The organism is Acidiphilium sp. MT5 (assembly GCF_054767495.1).
Window position 1 is genome coordinate 122,829 of the sequence record NZ_BAABMR010000010.1, and the last position, 18,357, is coordinate 141,185.

The following is an 18,357-nucleotide window of genomic DNA, read 5'->3' on the forward strand; positions in this document are numbered from 1 at the left end:
GGACCCACTCACACGGCACCGGCGGCGATGGCTTGATCGAGCAAATCCCAAACGGTTCGTGCTTCCTGGTGGGTCATTTTTTGCAGGGCGTAGCCGACATGCACCATGACGTAATCACCGACTGCGAGTTCGGCGTCCGCCATCATGAACAGGCTGACCTCACGGCGCACACCTTGTGCCTCACAGGTGGCAACGTAGCGATCAATGGCGACGATCTGCATCGGGATGCCGAGACACATGGCGCACCTCCTTAATTGTTTCGGTTTGCCGGCTGGCGCAGGCACCGGCCCCACGGCTGCGAGTGTTGCGACGATGGCAGGGCATTTTCATTGATCTGGATCAATGCAGCCATGAGGATAACGCTGGTAGACGGGAATGGTCGGCGGTCAGCCAGACCGTGTGGCATTCATCGGACGAATGCGGCCTGAAGGGTCGTTCTGCGGCAAGGGGATAGGGTCATGCAATTGGCGAAACATGTAAAATTCCGCGAAGAGCAGTTTGGTGGCGTTTTGTTCGAAACCCAGTCCGAGAAAGTATTCACTTTGAATGAAGGGGCCGCCGCTATTGTGCGTGAATTGCCCAAGGGTGGTGACGCCCATGCGATCGCGGCGCGCTTGAAATCACGCTATCAAGACCCGTCCGCCACGATTGAGGCTGATGTTGCTGCTCTACTCGACGATTTGCATCGGCGCGGCCTGATTACTGAGACGGCTGCATGAGCCCTGGCGCTGACAGCTCACGGAATGCGGCGGCGCCGGCGTCGAGCGGGCTGCGATCACCGCTTTATATGGCTTGGCAGATTACCAATGAATGTAATCTGGCTTGCTTGCATTGCATCGAAGAGAGCGGGCCGGGCAAGGCGTTTGCCGACGAATTATCGGATACGCAAATATTTGACGTGTTGCGCCAGATTATTGAATTAGACGTGCCTTATTTGTCATTTTCCGGCGGCGAGCCAATGCTGCATCCACGATTCTTTGACATGGTGGAGTATGTTTGTGCGCGGGGCGCTCAGCTCAAGATTGAAACCAACGGGCATTTTCTTGAGCCTGAGGCCTGTGCGCGATTACAGGCTGCTGGGGTGAAGGCGGTGCAGGTCAGCCTGGATGGGGCGAGCGCTGCGACTTTCAACCGGATGCGGGTGCGTGGCGATTTTGATAGAACTGTGCAGGGTATTCGCAATTTGCGGGCCGCAGGCGTGCCCATTGAGATTAATTACAGCCCGAGCAAGTTCAGTGCGCATGAAGCAGGTGACGCTGTTGATTTGGCCTATGCGCTTGGAGCGGAAAGTTTTTACTCGGGCCGCACCATGTATACGGGCAATGCGGTCAAGACGTGGCAGAAGCTGGCACCATCCGAGGAACAATATCGCGTATTATTCGATACGCTGCGCGACAAGGCCCGGCACTATGCCGGGCGGATGCGGGTTGATTTCCATGAGATGGGTTTGCTGGATGAATTGCGCTACCGACTGCATAATCCCGCGGCTTTGCTGATCGTCTTGCCGAACGGGTTGGTCAAACTGATCAACGCCCTGCCCTTTACCTGTGGTGATTTGCGGGTGCAGTCATTGCAGGCGGTGTGGGATCATTTCCAACATGCCTGGCAAGATCAGCGTGTTGTTCAGTTTGTTGATGCGCTGGAGCGCGATCCGGCCACCACGGCTCAGTTGCACCAATGGATCGCGCTCTAAACCCGCCGCACGCCCGCGCGACGGTCACCGGATCGCCTGTGATGCGGCGGTTGATCCGCGTGCTCAGCTTGGTGCGCTATCGGTTCTTTTTGTATGCAGGGCTGTTGCCCTATTTGCTCGGCGCCGCCTTTGCGTATCGCGACACCGGCCATTTTCCGGCTGCCCTGTTTTTGAGTGGGCTGTTGGGTATTATTTTTGCGGTTGTCGGCGTTGAGGCGTTTAACGAGTATTTCGATGACCGAATGGGAACAGACCGGGTGTTTAACCCGCAGGATGTTCCGCCAATGTCCAATCTGGTGCTGTGGCTTGGCGTTGCTGGTTTTGCCGGGGCGTTTGGGTTTGGGATTGAGCTTGCCTTGCATGCGGGGTGGCCGGTTTTGGTGTTTGCTGGACTGGGTGGGATGGCTGCGGTGTTTTATGTCGCACCGCCGATTCGCTGGGCGTATCGAGGCTTGGGTGAAACCATGATTGCCTTGTCTTATGGCCCGTGGATGGTGCTGGGGAGTCAGTATTTGTTGGCGCACCGGTTGAGTGGGGCGGCGATTGCGGCTTCGCTGGTGCCGGGATTGCTGATTATGGCGTTGGCGGTGGTCAATGCCATTCCCGATTTTCATCAAGACCGGCTGGTTGGCAAACGAAATTTGGTGGTGCGGCTTGGGCGCAGGGGCGGGATGTTTCTGTATCTCGGCTTGGCGAGTGCGGGGATGTTGATGGTGCCGATCGGCGTGGTTGCGGGGTGGTTTCCGGCGGCGAGCTTGGTGGCGCTCATGGGCTTGCCGTGGCTGATCCGCAGTGCGCGGGCGGCGCGACATACTTATACGACGCCACGACGATTCATCCCGGCGATCCGTGCGATCGTGACATGCTATGGCATCACGGTGGGATTATTTACCGTTGCGATTGCGCTGAGTGCGATCATCACCCCGATGCTGGGGGGTCATTCATGAATGTTGGATTGGCACCGGTGACCAGCACGGTTGATCGGTTGGGGGCGCCTTTGTTTATCTCCTGGCAGATGACCCGCGATTGTGATTTGGCGTGCGTGCATTGCTGCACCGATTCAGCCCCCAATCATCGGCTGGTTGACGAGTTTGATGCGGACGAAATGACCGATCTGGCGGACCAGATTATTGCCGCTGATGTGCCCTATGTGATGCTCTGTGGCGGTGAGCCGCTGCGGGTGCCGCATTTCATCGATATTGCCGAACGGCTGGGCCATGCCGGTGTGCAGTTGAAAATTGAAACGAACGGGCAATTGCTCGATCATGCGATGATTGAGCGTTTGGCGGCGTTGCCGATCCGCTCGATCCAAATTAGCCTCGATGCCGACACAGAGGAGATTTATCGGCATCAGCGTCCGGGCGGCTCTCTGGCCAAGGTTCATGCGGCGTGCCGCGCAGTGCAGGCGGCTGGTTTGCCCCTCGAAGTCACGTTTGCGCCGACCAAACTGAATATCGATCAACTTGATGCGGTGCTGGAACGCGCTGCGCATTTTGGCGCGTTTCGGTTCAACACCGGAAAATTGATGCGCATTGGCCGTGCTGCGCGATTATGGCACAAAATCAGTCTGGACGATGCCGAATTTGATAAATTTCGTGAAAAACTCGATGAATATGCCAAACAACGTCATAGAATTTTCGTTGACCATTGCATGGAAATTTGTTATCTTCCGTTCTCGGTATCGGAGGGTCTTCGGCAAAATCGGGCCAATCCTCCAGCGACGATGTTAATCATGCCGAATGGCGCGGTGAAGATTGTTGGGGCGTCTGGCCTTATTTGTAGTCATCTTCGCCAGACGTCGCTGTTGGCGGCGTGGCGTGAGTATCGTGCGGCCTGGCACGATGCGGCGGTGCTTGATGATATTGATCGCTGCATCGCCGATGAAGCCTTTCAGGCCAGTGCGAATAACTGGGCTTTAACTTCGAACGGAGCAAATAAAGATGGGTAACATAACCGAGACCGTGCAGATCAAGGTGGGAAGTTCGGGCGACGCCCTGCATAGCCGGACCGAGACGAAGGAATTACCGGTTTGGGTGTCACCGCGTCTTGAGGACGTTTCCGAACAGGTGATGGCGCAGCCTTATATTCGCTTCACTTAAGCCGGTTTGATACGTAATGAGCGGCCGCTCACTCGATCATTATGCTGCGCCGCTCTTTCTCGCTTGGCAACTCACCAATGGGTGCGACGCCGGGTGCCTTGCGTGTTGCGAGGAATCCGGCGTTGGTCGTGCTTGGCGTGATGAGCTTACGCGCGATCAGGCGCTTGAGGTTACGCGTCAGATTATCGCGGCTGGTATTCCTTATGTGGCCTTTGGTGGCGGCGAGCCGCTGAGTGTGGCGCATTGCTGGGATATATTCGAGATGCTCGCTGAGGCTGGCATCTCGATTAAACTTGAGACCAATGGTTATTGGATTGATGAGGCGGTGGCCGCACGGATTGCGGCGCTTGGCATTGAATGCGTGCAAATTTCGGTCGATGGTTCGACGGCGGCGATCCACGAGCGCATGCGCCCCGGCGCGCGGTTTGTTGATGCGATTGGTGCCATTGATCGGCTGAAGGCGCGCGGCGTTGCGGCACAATGGGTATTCGCACCATCCCGCCTGAATATTGATGATATGGGCCAGGCGTTCGACCTCGCGGCGGCGCATGGATGCAGCGCCTTTGTAACAGGACCGTTGATGCGCCTTGGCCGTGCGGCAACCCATTGGGATCGGCTCGCTTGTGATGAGACAACGTGGCAAAATGCCGTCACGCAATTGCGGGCGCGCGCCGATGAAACCCAAGCGGAGATTACGCTTGCAATCTATCCGTGGGACATTGTGACGGAATTGCTAGTTCGGTGGGACAGTCCGCAAGCGATGATGCTGGTCGTGCCGAATGGCAAGGTCAAATTGCTCAATGCCCTGCCCTTTGCGCCGGCTGATTTGAAGCATCACGATTTGACTTCGGCATGGAATGCGTATCGCCGCGCTTGGCGAATGCCTGCGGTGCATGATTTTATTCGGCGCTGCCAGGCTGATCCATCACTATTGCGCCATGCCAATGAAACGTGGCCGTTAGTGACGTAATGGCCGCCAAGGCCCATACACGTCCATAGGGAGTGTGCGAGGGTTTTTCCGCGTCAGCCGCACATTGCGTTGAGATTGATCTTGGTTTTGCCTTTGGGTTTTGCGGCGGGGGCGGGGGCTTGCGCGGGTGTTGGTGCGGTGGTGCTGGCCGGGATGACGCTGCCAAGGGCGGGGATGATGGCAGGGGCAGGTTCGGGGCAATTATTGAGCGCGCGAACGATTGACGCGGTTTGCGGTGTGGCATCCGCCGCGATGGCATTTGACCAGGCGACGAGACCGCCCTGCAGAGCAACGGCAGTGACGCCCGATAGCCGCAACAGGACGACGCTCTGTGCCGCCTCATCGGTTTTTGTCGAATAGATAATCACCAGCGGCGAGCGACGCAGCTTCACGATCTCGCTGGCGTCCACTAATTTTGGAAGCGGAATATTTGTAGCGCCTTGAATATGCGCTTTGGCAAAATCGCTTGGCGAGCGCAGGTCGATCAAGGTGAAATCATGCCGCTGAGCCAGGATTAGGCTGCGCAAATGCGCGGCGGTTACCAGATTTTCGCCGCGCGCGACGGCTTGTGCCATGGTTTGCAGCGTAGCGGCGTCTGGGGCATTCGCCCGAGCGATGCCGAACGGGGCGAGAGCGGGAATCGCCATCGGCAAAGCCGGAATGGTTCCGAGAGCGAGCGCCAATCGCGATAGGCGGCGGCGGGAGGGTTTGATGCGAGGCATCACATGATCTCCTAAAAACGTCCATTCGGATTCTCACCATCGCTGCGCAAAACGGTGAGTAATCCGGGGTTGAACTGGTTGTGGACATGGGTCCAACTGGTTTGCTGGCCCGTGGTTATCATGACGTCGCGCAGCAAGAAGCCGCCGAGCAAGACCAAGATTGACGCGGCGCCGGCGATCAGGGTGATGGAGCGCCACCATATCGCGGCTTCCAGCACTAACGGCACTGCAAGCCCGAGGCCGATGAAGCCAATCCAGAACAGATGGGTTTGGGTGCCTCCCAGCACATGCGCCACTGCTACTTGCTGCATCGCATCGCCGGTCATCATGTCGATCAGAAACAAAAAGATCAAAGCAAGTTCCGTCGCGATCAAACCAAGATCGATGCGGCTGAATAAATGCCGCTCTTCGGGCGAGCCGGCACCTAAGATCATCAGTGCTGCGCCAGTCGAAAGGCCGGAGACCAGGAAGAGCGGGCCGAGCAGAGCCGAATGCCAGAACGGCCGAGCGTTGAAATTGGAGAGCAAAACGCCGGTATAGAGGCCCAGGCCAATACCGAGCGTGATGGCGAGCAGCGCGAGCGGTTTGCGCGCGAGGCCGCAAAGCCGGATGATTGGCGCGAGCACCCGCGGACCCAAAGCTGGCAGGCGCTGGAGATCGTTCGCGAGGCGCGGAAAGCCGACCGGCAATCCAGCCAGTGCCAGCAAGGCGAGAACAGGGAAGACCAGGATTAGAATCCAAGCACCCCAGGACATCGGCGAGGTGACATGCAGGAAGGCATAAAAGCGCCAGACATTGATTTTGCGTTCGAGGTCCAGAAATAAAGTGCCCATGCCGAGACCAAGCAAAATCAAACCGATCAGCGGCGCGCGGTTTGCGGCGAAGGGGGCACGATAGGCCCGACCACTCAGCACCACCCAGCCGGAAAAGACCATCAGGCCGGCGGCGAGCCCGCCGAGAAACAAATAAGTGGCAATTTCCCAACCCCAGATGGCCAGTACGGGTTCCACCCTGGGATTGGCCAGAACATTGGCAAGAACCTCTTCACGCATGTCACGGCACCTTTCGGATCATGGTTAGCGCAAATAAAACACGTTTGGCCGATTGCCGGTTTCGGGATGGAGCGTGTAATGGTCACGCGCGGCGAGGAGTTGGCTAACCTCGCTGATGGGATCATCAAGCAAGCCAAAATGCATGGCGTGCGCCGGGCAAACTGCGACACAAGCCGGGTCTTCGCCATATTGCACGCGATGCACACAGAAGGTGCATTTGCCGATATAGCCTTGAGGCTGCATGATGAGCCGCGCATCATACGGGCATGCTGCGATGCAGGCTTTGCATCCAGTGCATTTTAGCGCGTCGACCACCACGATGTTGCTGCCGTTCCAATATTGGCTGGCACCGGTTGGGCAGGCGGTAACGCAGGTGGCATTTGAACAGTGATTGCAGCGCTCTGAGCGAAATTCGGTTTCGAGTTTTGGGTAGACGCCTTTGGTAATTTCAACCACCCAATCATAGCATAGACCTTCGGGCACGTTATTTTCCATTCGGCAAGCATCGACGCAATCGGTGCAGCCGACGCATGTTTTCGTGTCGATTACCATGGCATAATGGGTCATGCTGAGGTCACCTTGCGGAAGGTTACGAAATTGCCGCGCATACCGGTGCCGCCCATGATCGGATCGTAGAGAATATTGGTCATCAGGGCTGAATCATCGGCGCCGCGGCCAAAGGCGAGTTTTAACCCTTGCGCTGTGTGACCGAACCCATGGACGAGCCAAACTGAATCCGGACGGGTACGTTCGGTGACGCGCACGCGCACTTTGTTGCTGATGATGCCATCCTGATTGACCAATTGGACGTAGCTGCCGTTGGTAATGTTGAATTGACGTGCGACATCGGGGTGAATCCAGACCAGATTTTCTGGCATCATTTGAAACAAGACGGGGTTGTTCTGGGTTCGGCTGAAACTATGCTGGGGCGCGCGCCCGTAGCTGAGCCGATAAAAGCCTGGCTTGGCGGTGGGCGGTGGGGTGAAGCGCGGGAGTGGATCGAAGCCCGCTTGCTCAAGGATTGTTGAATATAGATCGATTTTACCGCTGGGCGTATTGAACGTGATGGGGGTGTTTTGTTCATAGTAAAGCGGTTTGCTGCGCGGGAAGAATTTGATCCCGGTTGTTTTCAACTCCGCCAGCGAGCTACCGATTTGCTGGAGCTGCCAATCGACGACCTCGGCGTAGTCGGTCCAGGGGAAATAATCGGCAAGACCGAGGCGTTTGCCGATTTCCTTGGCGATCCACCAGCCAGGCTTGGATTGACCCCGTGGCGGTAAGGCGGGGGCGCGCAGCGCGATGCAGGGCTCCATTTCTGGATCGTTCCGTAAACCATCATAACGCTCAAGATATGAACATTCGGGGAGCACAACATCGGCATAGCCGGTGACTTCGGAGGGTTGCACATCGACGGCTACGATCAGATCGAGCGATTGCGAGGCGTTTTGCAATTTTTCGCGGATGCCGGGCATGGTCATTGGCACGTTGGTGTCATAGATCATCAGCGCCCGGTAATGGGCGTTGGCGCCGAGAGCGTTATCAATGATAACATTGGTGACGGGCGCGCCGGCGAGCGGGTATTTGGGGAGTGTGATCTCACGCCAGGATGTTTTGGGCTCGGGATATTCGGGCAGCGGGTAATCCGGCACCAAGGCGGCTTCGGGCAGGTAATAGCCGCCTTTGCTTCCCCAAATGCCGAGCAGGCCGGCGAGAATCGCCATGGCGCGGGCGCGCTGGGTGTCATCACCCCACCAGACAGTGTGGCGACCCGGATGAATGACGGTAGCGGGTGCTGCTGCGGCCATCAGCCGAGCGGTTCGCCGAATGGTTTCGGGCTCTAAGCCGGTCGCGGGATAGGCCCATTCCGGGGTGAACGGCGCGATATAGGCGGCGAGTTCGGGCAGGCCGATGGTGTTGCGGGCGACGTAATCGGCATCGTATAATTTTTCCGCAAGAATAACGTTGATCCAGGCGAGTAGGAGGGCGATATCGGTGCCCGGCTTGATGGGCAGCCAATGTTGGGCCTTACCCGCCGCGACGGAGAAGCGCGGATCGACCGTGATGATGGTGGCCTGGTTGCGAATGGCGTCTGCGAAGGTGCGGACCTGGCTGTTATGGAGATTCTCGCCAAGATGGGTGCCGATCAGCACCACGCAGCGTGCATTGGACATGTCGGTCTGTTCGGGCGAGGCCATTCCTTCACCGAAGGTGAGGAAAAAGCCGGTATCACGCGGGCCACGACATTGCGCGAAGGCGGGCTCGGCGATGCTATCGCTGCCGAAAGCACGGCTGAGATGGGCAAAATGCTGCGCGCCGGGGCCGTGAACCAGCGAGGCGAGGCGATCAGGCCCATAGGTTTTGGCCATTTTGGTCAATCGCTCGGCGATCACGCCCAGCGCGTCATCCCAGCTTGCCACCTCGAAGCGCTGCTGGCCGTTACGGGTGACCCGCAGCAAGGGTTTGATCAGACGATTGGGATCGTAATAGGCACCAACGCCGCCGGTGCCGCGGGTGCATAGGCGGCCATCCGAATGGGGATCGCCGGGCTGACCGGTGATTTTCCACAGGCGCGATCCCTGGGTGTGGACACGGGCGGCGCAAGACCAGAAGCAGATATTGCAGACCGTTGCGGTTTCGGTTGCCGGTGGTGCGGTCATCATAAGCTGCCACTCAGCCGGTTCGCTGCAGCCGGTGAGCATGGAGCCGAGCAATGCGCTGGAGCCGACTGTTGCGCTCAATTTGAGAAAATCACGCCGCTGCATGGGGTTCTCCTCGGCAAACCAGAGCTTATCGACCACCGCCTCGGATCGCCGACCCTTTCTGCTTATCGGGCGCGGACGTGGGCGTCATTGATTTCGATCAATGACTGAATCGCTGACATATAATAGTTGTTGCATGTTTCTGGCTCGTCGCGTAGGATGCCGAAACGCGTCCATGTTGATCAAAAAAGCCGGAAACTTACGGCAACTCTTGGGGAGATTTATTACGCATGCAACCTGTATCAACCAACCTATTTCGCACCAAATTGGGCCGCAATGTTGCGATTGCAGCGCTGCTGGCCCTTGCACCCTTGGGAATGCGCGCGGCACGGGCCGCAACGGCGCCAGCGCCGGCTTTGGTGACGCCGGCGTGGCTTGCCGCCAATTTGCATACGCCCAATTTGGTCGTGGTCGAGGTTTATGATTTCGACAAGCAAAAGCCCGCTTATGAAAAAGAGCATATTCCGGGTGCGGTTTTCACTGGCTTTCTGAGCGATCATTGGCGGGTGCCGATGAATGGGCTGCCCTTTGTGCTGCCGCCAGAGGCGACGATTGCAAAGGTGATCGGCGGCGTTGGGATCAGCAATAATAGTCGGGTGATCTTGGTGCCTGCTGGCGCGGAAAAGGGCGATTTCCCGGCGACGACGCGGGTTTATTGGACGTTGCGGATCGAGGGGATGAATAATGTCTCGATCATGAATGGCGGCGATCATGCCTGGCTGGCCAACCCGAAAGACCCCGTTGCGACCGGTGATGTGAAGCCTGCGGTTGCGCAGTTTACGCCGCATTTCAACCCGAGCCTGCTCGCGACTCGCAGCATGGTGCAGGCGGACCTCAAGACCCATCATTTCCAACTGGTCGATGCGCGACCGGCCAAGCAATATGATGGGACGGTGATGCCTGGCGTTGATAAAAAAGCGGGCACGATTCCGGGCGCGATGAATATGCCGTTCTCGGTGATTTTGACCGCCGATCATGAAGGTATCATGGATCAAGCTGGGGTTGATGCGATGATGAAAAAGGCTGGTATTTCGGCGACGAAGCCGACTTACACGTTCTGCAACACCGGGCATCTCGCATCGCTTGATTGGTTTGCGTTGCGCGAAATTGCCCATGTGCCGGACGTCAAGCTGTATAGTGGATCGATGTCAGAATGGACCCGTGACGCCGCGTTGCCGGTGGTTAAGGGCAAATCGGCTTTCTAACATATCGTTCGTTTCAACAGGCAATCTGTGGTGGTGACAAGATGAGAGCGACCAACCCGCGACCGCGATGGAATCCCTATCTTTCTGGGATTGCGCTCGGCCTAGTGCTGTTTTCGACATTCTTCGTTTCCGGTCATGGCCTCGGCGTGACCGGGGCGACGACCTCGATGACCGCCGTTAGTGTGGCTGCTGTTGTGCCGCACGCATTCGGCCCACATGATTATCTCGCGGCCTATGCCCGCGCCGGTCTTAATTCATGGATCGTGTGGGAGGTTGTGGGGGTCGTGATCGGGGCGCTGGCCGGTAGTTTGATCGGGCGGCGATTCGGCGCGCAAATCGACGGGCCACCACAGATCCGCTCCTATGGCCGGCTGGGGCTTGCCGCCCTGGGTGGTGCTGCGTCTGGCTTTGGCGCGCGTATGGCGATGGGATGCACCAGCGGCATGGGGCTGTCCGGCTCAGCGCCGCTCGCTGCCGCTGGATTTCTGTTTTTGATTGGATTTTTTGCGGCTGGCGCTGGCTTTGGCACGTTATTCAAACCTCTTTGGAAGCGGAGATCCCTGTCATGATGATCCCCTGGTCTGGGCTGATCCTCGGCTTGTTATTTGGCCTTATTCTTGAGGGGGCTGGATTTGGTGATCCTGGCTGCCTGACCGCGCAGCTGCGCTTTACCAACTGGGCGGTGTTCAAGGTCATGTTCACCGCGATCGTGGTGAGTGGCATTTTGCTTTATGCGAGCCGGGCTATGGGGCTGATCCATTTGTCTGATATTTTTGTCCCGTCGGTCTATTTCTGGGGAACGCTGCTCGGCGGCGTGGGTGTTGGCATTGGGATGGCGGTGGGTGGCTATTGTCCTGGCACCTCAGCGGTTGCGATGGCATCAGGCCGGCTCGATGGGCTGGTGTTTTTGCTGGGGATTGGCGGCGGCACGCTGGCGTTTAATGGCGTGTATCCCGCCATTAAATCCTGGGTTTACGCGCAAACCGGCGCTACTTCGTTGACCGTGCCACAATTGCTGCATGTATCGCCTTGGGTGGTTTTGGCTGCGTTGACCGCGATTTTGGTCGCGGTTAGCTGGATCGTTGATCACAGGGGCAAGCGCCCGACGAGCGGGGCGATGTCCACGCTGGTCTCGGCTCAAGTTAATTCCATTCAACCCGAGCATTAGGATCGTTCAATGACCGCGTCTCGCTTCAAACCATCACGCCGCCGCGCCTCAATGCTGGCCCTGGCCATTGCCGTGGCCCCGGTTCTGCCCGCCGCGGCGCGCTTGCTCAATCCGGTTGGCACGGGCGTTGCGGCGACGCCGCAGAACCCGTGCGCGCCTGCATCGACCCCGGCTAAGCCCGCGAAAAAACCTGCGACAACGGGGACGAAAATGTCGGCCAAGCCGGCGAGCAAAACCGCGACCAAGCCGCCAGCCAAAGCGCCTGGCAAGAAGCCCACGAACCCCTGCGCCCCGTAAGGCTGCCGGTGCGACCGGCGTTCGCGCGCAACGCGCTGACCCTCGCGGCGCGGTGCCGAGAATTTTGGGGATGAGCCGGTCGCTTCAGGTGCGCGCGCGCGCTGGCAGGGCCGCAATTGAGCAGATTATCGATTGGTCGCGGCAGGGGCAAAGCGCCCCTGCCCGGCTTTTGGATCCAGGACTTTCAGGTGCTGGGCCTTTGGATGCCGGAGAGGGCTTTGCGGAATGGGCGCATTATCCGCAGCCCGACGCGATTGATCCGGAGTCGGGCTGGCGATTTTACTATCATGCGCATCCGCGATCCCAATTGTTGCGCCGCGAACATGGGCATTTTCATATTTTTGTGCCGGGACCGCGGGCGCAGCAGGATGCGGCGCATGGCGCATTTTCGCATCTGATCGCGCTATCGGTTGATGAGCGCGGCCTGCCGCTGCGCTTATTTACCACCAATCGCTGGGTGACCAATGAAACCTGGCAGGCCGCACCGCTCTTGATGGAGCATGTGCGCCACCCTGCCCTGCGCGAAGCCGCGCCGCGCGATGTTGCGCGGTGGCTTAATCATTTGCTGATGGCTTTTGCGCCGATGATCGCGACATTGTTGGTGGCACGCGACCAGCGCTTGGAACAGGCGCAGCGATATTCGCGCGCACCGTTTGAGGATCGGCGATTGCGGATTCCAAGCCAACGGACGGTGCGCATTGAATGGCTCGATCCGCTGCGCGTTTGAATGCGGAACCGGGTTCACCCGGCACTGGCGGATACAGCGTTTTATTGATCTCGATCAAAGATCGCGGCAAGCAAACCATGCTTGAACAGTCCAAAGATGAAGGACGATTGATCATGGAAAGCAATCAGAGTAGCGCGCCGAATGACGTGTGTGGACCGTCAATTTATGTCACGAAGCAGCAGGGGGCGACCCGATCTGCACAACAACTTTTGTCGCCCGATGAGCGACGCCGATTGGCATTGCTCGCCTCAATCCAGCATTTCGAGGCGGGCGATTTTTTGTTTCATGAGGGCGATCCGGCGACCACCGTTTATAATATCATTTCGGGTGTGGCAAAATCGGTCGCATTGCTGGAAGATGGGCGGCAGGCGGTGGTGGCATTCTTTTTGAACCATGATTTGCTCGGCATGTTTGAAGAGCAGCGCTATGCGCAATCGGCCCAGGCGATCACACCGCTCACCGTGTATAGTCTGCCGATTGACGCGTTAGAGCGGTTGTTGCGGCGCGATCCGAATTTGCAACTGCATTTTTTGTGCAAATTATCGCATGAATTGCGTGCGGCGCAGCGGCAGGCGATTGTGCTTGGGAAATTCAGTGCGGTTCAGCGGGTGGTGTTGTTTTTGGATTTTCTCGATCGACATCCACAGATGCATGAGCGGGATAATGAGCAGGTCACAATTCCGATGGATCGGGCGGATATTGCGGATTATGTTGGATTACGGATCGAAAGCGTTAGTCGGGTTTTGCAGAAACTGCACCGTGATCGGGTGATCCATGTTGATGGACGGCACCGGTTTCGAATTCTTGACCGCAACGCCTTCAACCGGGCCATGGGAAGCCCGGTTGCCGCACCAGAATCGATCGAGGCGAGCCAGTCAGCGATTATGTAGCTGGCTTGCCGTCATCGCGCAGGACAACATAGATCGCGGGGATCACCAGCAGGGTCAGCAGCGTCGAGGAGGCGAGGCCGAACAGCAGGGAGATGCCGAGCCCTTGGAAAATCGGGTCTGGCAGGATCGCGGCAGCGCCGATCATAGCGGCTACGGCGGTGAGTAAAATCGGCTTGGCGCGGATGGCGCCGGCCTCCAGCAGAACCTGACGAAGTGGGGTGACGCCGTCTTGGCCATGGCGGATGAAATCGACCAGCAAAATCGAGTTGCGCACGATGATGCCAGCGAGGGCGATGAAGCCGATCATCGAGGTGGCGGTGAAATAGGCGTTCAGCAGCCAGTGGCCAAGCATGATGCCGATCAAAGTGAGCGGCACGGGGGTGAGGATCATTAGAGGGATTTTGAAGCTGCGAAATTGGCCGACCACCAGGACATAGATGCCCAGCAGCGCCACGATGAACGCGCCGCCCATATCGCGGAAGGTGACGTAGGTGATGCGCCATTCACCGGCCCAGCGGATTGTTGGCGTTGCGGCGTTGAGAGGGGGATTTGACAGGCTGATTGTGGGGCGGGGTAGGCTTTTCGTCCAATGATGCTGGGCAATCAGATGATCGACCGCGAGGATGGCATAGATCGGCGCTTGGAATTTGCCCGCCATGTCGGCTTCCACCATGTCGGTATATTGGCCATCGCGCCGGTATAGGCTGAACGAGCCTTTGGTTTGCCGCGCGGTCACGACTTGGCCGAGTTCGACGATTGATTTCGCACCAGGCACGGAGGATGCAGGGATCGGGGTTGCGGCGAGATTGTCATTCCAATGGCGCGCACGGTTGGGCAGCCCTACGGTGATATCCATCGGCAGATGTTGCGCACCGCGATAGGCGTACCCGACGCTGACGCCGCCGAGCAAATCGGCGATGGTTTGGTTCACGTCCGACTGATTGACCGCGTAGAAATTGAGCTTGCTTTGATCGACATCGATTTCAAGTTGGGGACGGCGATAGCCCCACGAATCATGAATGTCGGCGATGTAGTGGATTTTACCGAATAGTTTTTTGATTTCTCTGGCCTCGGCAAGGCGCATCGCGGCGGTCGGGGCATAGATTTCGGCGACCAGCGGGGCGAGCACTGGCGGGCCGGGCGGTGCTTGCACGATTTGCAAGGTGGCCCCTTGCGGCAATTTTACCGGACGCAGGGCGGCGCGCAATTGTTCGGCGATGGTGTTCGTGAGCGCGCTGCGCTGATCGCGCGGGGTGAGGAGAATGTGCAATTCTCCCTGGTTTGGGCTTTGCCGTGCGTAATAGCCACGCACCAACCCGTTGAAATCGAACGGACCCGCCGTGCCGGCATAGAGGGTGACTGATTTGACATCGCGCAGGGTTTTGGCGCGTTGGGCGAGGGCGAGCAGGTTGCGCTCGGTTGCTTCGAGCGAGGCACCGGCGGGCAAGTCGAGCACAACGGTGATGTGTGATTTGTTTCCATAAGGCAATAGTTTGACGGTGACCGCCTCAAAATAGAACATTGAGATGGCCACGAGGGTGGCGATACCGATCACGATGAGAAAGGTGAGTGCGCGCCGACGGGTGCGGATGATGGGTTCGGCGACCCGCCAATAAAGCGCGCCCAACCGATTGCGCGGCGCGTGATGGGATGGTGGGTGATTGGCCATGCGCGGGGCGAGTTTCAATAACATCCAAGGGGCGGCGATGGTCGCCATAAAGAATGAGATCACCATGGCGGTTGAGGCGTTGATTGGGATGGGCGCCATATACGGCCCCATCAGGCCGGAGACGAATAGCATGGGGACCAAGGCGGTGATCACGGTGAGGGTGGCGATGATGGTCGGGTTGCCGACCTCGGCCACGGCTTCGATGGCGGCTTGCATTCGCGTGCGGGTATCGTTCATTTCCCAATGGCGCGCGATGTTCTCGATCACCACGATGGCGTCATCAACCAGGATACCAATGGCGAAGATCAGGGCGAACAGACTGACGCGGTTGATTGAGAAGCCGAACACCCAGGAGGCGAAAATGGTGAGCAAGACCGTTGTGGGGATGATTACCGCCGTCACGGCGGCGGCACGCCAGCCGATGGCGATGCTGATCAGCACCACGATTGATAAGGTAGCGAGGGCTAGATGCAGCAGCAGATCATTGACTTTGGCGTTCGCACTGCGGCCATCATCACGGGTGATGGTGACGGCGACATCGTTGGGAATCAGCCGCCCTTGCAGGGAAGCGAGGCGGTTGCGGATCGATTGGGCGATAACCACGGCATTGGAACCCGAGCGCTTGGCGAAGGCAATGCTCACCGCAGGCGTGGTGCGCCAGCCGGTTTTGCCGGTGCGCTGAACCATGAATACTTTATGTTGGGTGGGTGCGGGGCCGGTAATGATTTTGGCTACGTCGTCAACATAGACGGGGCGGCCGGCACGGGTGGTCAATTGCAGCAGGCCGATATTGGCGCCGGGTTGCAGACTATGGCCGACAATCACGGCATCGAGCTTGCCATGGGCAAATAGATTGCCGGCGTTGAAGCTCTTGTTCGCTTCGGTGATTCGGGCGACGAGCTGTTGGAAGGTAACGCCATACAGCGATAGCTTGGCGGGGTCGGGTTCGACCCGTATTTCATCGGGAACATTGCCGACGATGTAGGATAGGCCAATATCGGGGATGCGGATCAGGGCGGTTTGCACTTTGCGCGCGATGCGCGACAAATCGGCTTCGGTGTAGAATTTGGCAGCACCAGGCTTGGGTGTTAGCGTCATCACCACGATCGCGACATCATTGATGCCGTGACCGATGATCATAGGGGCTGGGATGCCGATCGGGAGTTTTTGGATGTTCGCTTGGATGTGGTTGCGCACGCGAATGACGGCGTCTTGTTCTTTGGTGCCGATATGAAATTCGGCACCGACCATTACTTGATCGTCTTGGGTCTGACTATAAACATGCTTGACCCCTGGGATCGACTTTAGAATGGTCTCCAGTGGTTTGGTAACCAATTCGGCGGCGTTTGCGGCTTTGAGGCCGTTGGCGGTGATCGAGACATCGACGATCGGGGCTTTGATTTGCGGGTCATCCTCGCGCGGGATCGAGGCGAGGGCCAACAGGCCGGCCAAGATGGCGGTGATGATGAGCAGTGGCGTTAGTTTCGAGCGAATGAAGCTGCGCGTGATGGCGCCGGAAATGCCGAGCTTCATGGGGTAACCTTTGGCAAGACCAGAACATCGTTATTATGAAGTCCGGAGAGTATTTCGATACCGTTTGGCATGGCCGGGGTTGGCCGTGCGGCACCGCGCTGGATCGGCACATCGATCACGCCGCCGTCTGCTTGGCGCAGTTCAGCATAGTCGGACCCTGACAGGGTGAGCACGAAATTTTTCGGGATGATGATGGCTTGATGGGTCTGGGCGGGCAAGCTGACCTCGACCCGCACGCCGACGAAATGGCTGGGCAAGCCGGGCACGGTTGCATAGGCGATCACGCGGCCATCGGTGATTGCGGGTTTGATGTCATTGATGGTGCCGAACAAGGTGCGCGCGACGCCGAGTTCGGCACCATTCACGCGGATGAGCTCGCCCGGATGGACAAAACGGCTATAGCGCTCGGGCACGGCGAGGCGTACGCGAAAGGGCGCCTGGGCCAATTGCGCGACGACATCGCCAGGCATCACCACGCTGCCGGCGGCAATCGGCGTGTGAAGCACCAAGCCGCCATGCGGGGCGCGCACGGCCCCTTGATCGATCTGCTTGGCGATGGTGTTGCGCTGGGACAAAGCGGCGGCCAGCGCGCTTTGGGCAACGCCCAAGGCAGAGTGGGCTTGATCGAAACTAGCTCGCGAGACCGCCCCCTGCCCCACCAAGCGTTGGGTGCGGGAAAAATTGAGCTGTGCTTCAGCGAGTTTGGCGCGAGCACCTTTGACCTCGGCATCGAGGGTGGTGAGCTGGGTGACTAGGGTTGAATCGGCGATGGTCGCGATGGTTTGGCCGGCGGTGACTTGATCGCCGTCATGCACATCGATCTGCGCGACAGTGCCGGCAATGCGGGCGCGGGCCGGCAAGGTGCGCACACCCTCAATCGTGCCGAATACCGGCGCCAATTCAGTTACGCTTTGGCTTCGGACGGTGAAGAGGGTTGGCGTTTTTGGCGCGGGCGCGGGCGCGGATGCGGCCAAAGCTGCACTCAAGGGCATTGTGAGCGCCATGACGCCGCCCAGCGCCGCGCACCAAACATGTTTGCGGGCCCGGCGCGAATTGTTAGCGTGGGAGTGGATCATGGCTTGTCCTGGTTGGCGATGGTGCGCGACATGACGCAGAGTTGCTCTGGATTAACAGTGTGATGATCGGGCGGGGTAGACGAAGAATCGAGATAAGGTTCGCAATAGATTGAAAACAGGGTTTCCAGGATTCGTTGCGCATCCGGGTCCTCAATGCGGTAATGCATGGTCTGGCCGTCCCGGCGGGTGGCAACGAGGCCGCTGCGGCGCAGCAAGGCAAGATGTTGCGACATGGTTGATACCCGCAAATCAAGCGCCGCAGCGAGGTCACCCACTGACCGTTCGCCCTGCGATAGCAAGCACAGGATCATCAAGCGGTGCGGATTAGCCAGCGACTTCAGCAAGTCGCTGGCGGCGGCTGATTTTGACATCATGGCATCCGCTAGTGTTTTCATACTTGCGTATATACGAATTATAGAATATACAGTCAAGCATCACCACGCCCGGGAACGCCCCGCCGGGATTGACGTCCAAGCAAAGCGGCACGGGCGACCGCA

At 58.4% G+C, this 18,357-nt stretch carries 20 protein-coding genes; 12 read left to right on the forward strand and 8 right to left on the reverse strand.

Features of this window, described 5'->3' with window-relative positions; all coding sequences use genetic code 11:
- Window positions 1-8 precede the first annotated feature (8 nt).
- Window positions 9-239, reverse strand: a complete 231-nt coding sequence (locus ACYUCQ_RS11965) for a HypC/HybG/HupF family hydrogenase formation chaperone (RefSeq protein ID WP_460254760.1) — start codon at window positions 237-239, stop codon at window positions 9-11.
- Between the two features lie 219 nt (window positions 240-458).
- On the opposite strand from ACYUCQ_RS11965, the gene ACYUCQ_RS11970 reads away from it, so the two are divergent.
- The 6 genes from ACYUCQ_RS11970 to ACYUCQ_RS11995 are packed head-to-tail and all read left to right on the forward strand — an operon-like array spanning window position 459 to window position 4,762.
- The gene (locus tag ACYUCQ_RS11970) at window positions 459-719 is read left to right on the forward strand and encodes a PqqD family protein (protein WP_460254761.1); all 261 of its coding nucleotides are present in this window, start codon (window positions 459-461) and stop codon (window positions 717-719) included.
- Window positions 716-1,693 (forward strand): radical SAM protein, encoded by a 978-nt coding sequence (locus tag ACYUCQ_RS11975; RefSeq protein WP_460254762.1) that lies wholly within the window; start codon window positions 716-718, stop codon window positions 1,691-1,693. Before ACYUCQ_RS11970 ends, ACYUCQ_RS11975 begins: the two co-directional genes overlap by 4 nt.
- 41 nt (window positions 1,694-1,734) lie before the next feature.
- Window positions 1,735-2,640: a UbiA family prenyltransferase gene (locus ACYUCQ_RS11980; RefSeq protein ID WP_460254763.1), complete on the forward strand. Its 906-nt coding sequence runs from the start codon at window positions 1,735-1,737 to the stop codon at window positions 2,638-2,640.
- A complete protein-coding gene (locus tag ACYUCQ_RS11985) occupies window positions 2,637-3,641 on the forward strand; it encodes a radical SAM protein (protein WP_460254764.1) in 1,005 nt (334 codons plus the stop codon). The genes ACYUCQ_RS11980 and ACYUCQ_RS11985 overlap by 4 nt, the downstream gene beginning before the upstream one ends.
- Window positions 3,634-3,792 carry a hypothetical protein gene (locus ACYUCQ_RS11990; RefSeq protein ID WP_460254765.1) on the forward strand — a complete coding sequence of 53 codons (159 nt, stop codon included), beginning with the start codon at window positions 3,634-3,636 and terminating at the stop codon, window positions 3,790-3,792. Before ACYUCQ_RS11985 ends, ACYUCQ_RS11990 begins: the two co-directional genes overlap by 8 nt.
- Window positions 3,793-3,808: 16 nt before the next feature.
- A complete protein-coding gene (locus ACYUCQ_RS11995) occupies window positions 3,809-4,762 on the forward strand; it encodes a radical SAM protein (protein WP_460254766.1) in 954 nt (317 codons plus the stop codon).
- A gap of 53 nt (window positions 4,763-4,815) precedes the next feature.
- Here the strand turns inward: ACYUCQ_RS11995 and ACYUCQ_RS12000 are convergent, their stop codons facing one another.
- From ACYUCQ_RS12000 to ACYUCQ_RS12015, 4 genes are read right to left on the reverse strand one after another with little or no spacing between them, the layout of a single operon-like run.
- Window positions 4,816-5,484 (reverse strand): rhodanese-like domain-containing protein, encoded by a 669-nt coding sequence (locus ACYUCQ_RS12000; protein ID WP_460254767.1) that lies wholly within the window; start codon window positions 5,482-5,484, stop codon window positions 4,816-4,818.
- Between the two features lie 11 nt (window positions 5,485-5,495).
- Entirely contained in the window at window positions 5,496-6,536 is a 1,041-nt protein-coding gene (gene nrfD / locus ACYUCQ_RS12005; RefSeq protein ID WP_460254768.1) for an NrfD/PsrC family molybdoenzyme membrane anchor subunit, read from the reverse strand.
- A gap of 24 nt (window positions 6,537-6,560) precedes the next feature.
- The gene (locus ACYUCQ_RS12010) at window positions 6,561-7,103 is read right to left on the reverse strand and encodes a 4Fe-4S dicluster domain-containing protein (protein WP_460254769.1); all 543 of its coding nucleotides are present in this window, start codon (window positions 7,101-7,103) and stop codon (window positions 6,561-6,563) included.
- Entirely contained in the window at window positions 7,100-9,298 is a 2,199-nt protein-coding gene (locus ACYUCQ_RS12015) for a molybdopterin-containing oxidoreductase family protein (RefSeq protein WP_460254770.1), read from the reverse strand. The genes ACYUCQ_RS12010 and ACYUCQ_RS12015 overlap by 4 nt, the downstream gene beginning before the upstream one ends.
- A 227-nt stretch (window positions 9,299-9,525) precedes the next feature.
- On the opposite strand from ACYUCQ_RS12015, the gene ACYUCQ_RS12020 reads away from it, so the two are divergent.
- The 6 genes from ACYUCQ_RS12020 to ACYUCQ_RS12045 all read left to right on the forward strand — a co-directional run bounded on the left by ACYUCQ_RS12020 (window position 9,526) and on the right by ACYUCQ_RS12045 (window position 13,582).
- Window positions 9,526-10,500, forward strand: a complete 975-nt coding sequence (locus tag ACYUCQ_RS12020) for a sulfurtransferase (protein WP_460254771.1) — start codon at window positions 9,526-9,528, stop codon at window positions 10,498-10,500.
- 41 nt (window positions 10,501-10,541) lie between these two features.
- Window positions 10,542-11,069 (forward strand): YeeE/YedE thiosulfate transporter family protein, encoded by a 528-nt coding sequence (locus tag ACYUCQ_RS12025; protein ID WP_460254772.1) that lies wholly within the window; start codon window positions 10,542-10,544, stop codon window positions 11,067-11,069.
- Window positions 11,066-11,668, forward strand: coding sequence for a YeeE/YedE thiosulfate transporter family protein (locus ACYUCQ_RS12030; protein WP_460254773.1), 603 nt, complete (start codon window positions 11,066-11,068; stop codon window positions 11,666-11,668). The genes ACYUCQ_RS12025 and ACYUCQ_RS12030 overlap by 4 nt, the downstream gene beginning before the upstream one ends.
- 9 nt (window positions 11,669-11,677) lie before the next feature.
- Window positions 11,678-11,965 carry a hypothetical protein gene (locus ACYUCQ_RS12035; protein WP_460254774.1) on the forward strand — a complete coding sequence of 96 codons (288 nt, stop codon included), beginning with the start codon at window positions 11,678-11,680 and terminating at the stop codon, window positions 11,963-11,965.
- A 70-nt stretch (window positions 11,966-12,035) separates the two neighbouring features.
- Window positions 12,036-12,692, forward strand: a complete 657-nt coding sequence (locus ACYUCQ_RS12040) for a DUF6969 family protein (RefSeq protein ID WP_460254775.1) — start codon at window positions 12,036-12,038, stop codon at window positions 12,690-12,692.
- Between the two features lie 113 nt (window positions 12,693-12,805).
- Entirely contained in the window at window positions 12,806-13,582 is a 777-nt protein-coding gene (locus ACYUCQ_RS12045) for a Crp/Fnr family transcriptional regulator (RefSeq protein ID WP_460254776.1), read from the forward strand.
- On the opposite strand, the gene ACYUCQ_RS12050 is transcribed toward ACYUCQ_RS12045, so the two are convergent.
- From ACYUCQ_RS12050 to ACYUCQ_RS12060, 3 genes are read right to left on the reverse strand one after another with little or no spacing between them, the layout of a single operon-like run.
- On the reverse strand, window positions 13,575-16,784 hold the full coding sequence (locus tag ACYUCQ_RS12050) for an efflux RND transporter permease subunit (protein ID WP_460254777.1): 3,210 nt from the start codon (window positions 16,782-16,784) through the stop codon (window positions 13,575-13,577). The genes ACYUCQ_RS12045 and ACYUCQ_RS12050 overlap by 8 nt on opposite strands.
- A complete protein-coding gene (locus ACYUCQ_RS12055; protein WP_460254778.1) occupies window positions 16,781-17,860 on the reverse strand; it encodes an efflux RND transporter periplasmic adaptor subunit in 1,080 nt (359 codons plus the stop codon). The genes ACYUCQ_RS12050 and ACYUCQ_RS12055 overlap by 4 nt, the downstream gene beginning before the upstream one ends.
- Window positions 17,857-18,255: an ArsR/SmtB family transcription factor gene (locus tag ACYUCQ_RS12060; RefSeq protein WP_460254779.1), complete on the reverse strand. Its 399-nt coding sequence runs from the start codon at window positions 18,253-18,255 to the stop codon at window positions 17,857-17,859. Before ACYUCQ_RS12060 ends, ACYUCQ_RS12055 begins: the two co-directional genes overlap by 4 nt.
- Window positions 18,256-18,357: the final 102 nt, after the last annotated feature.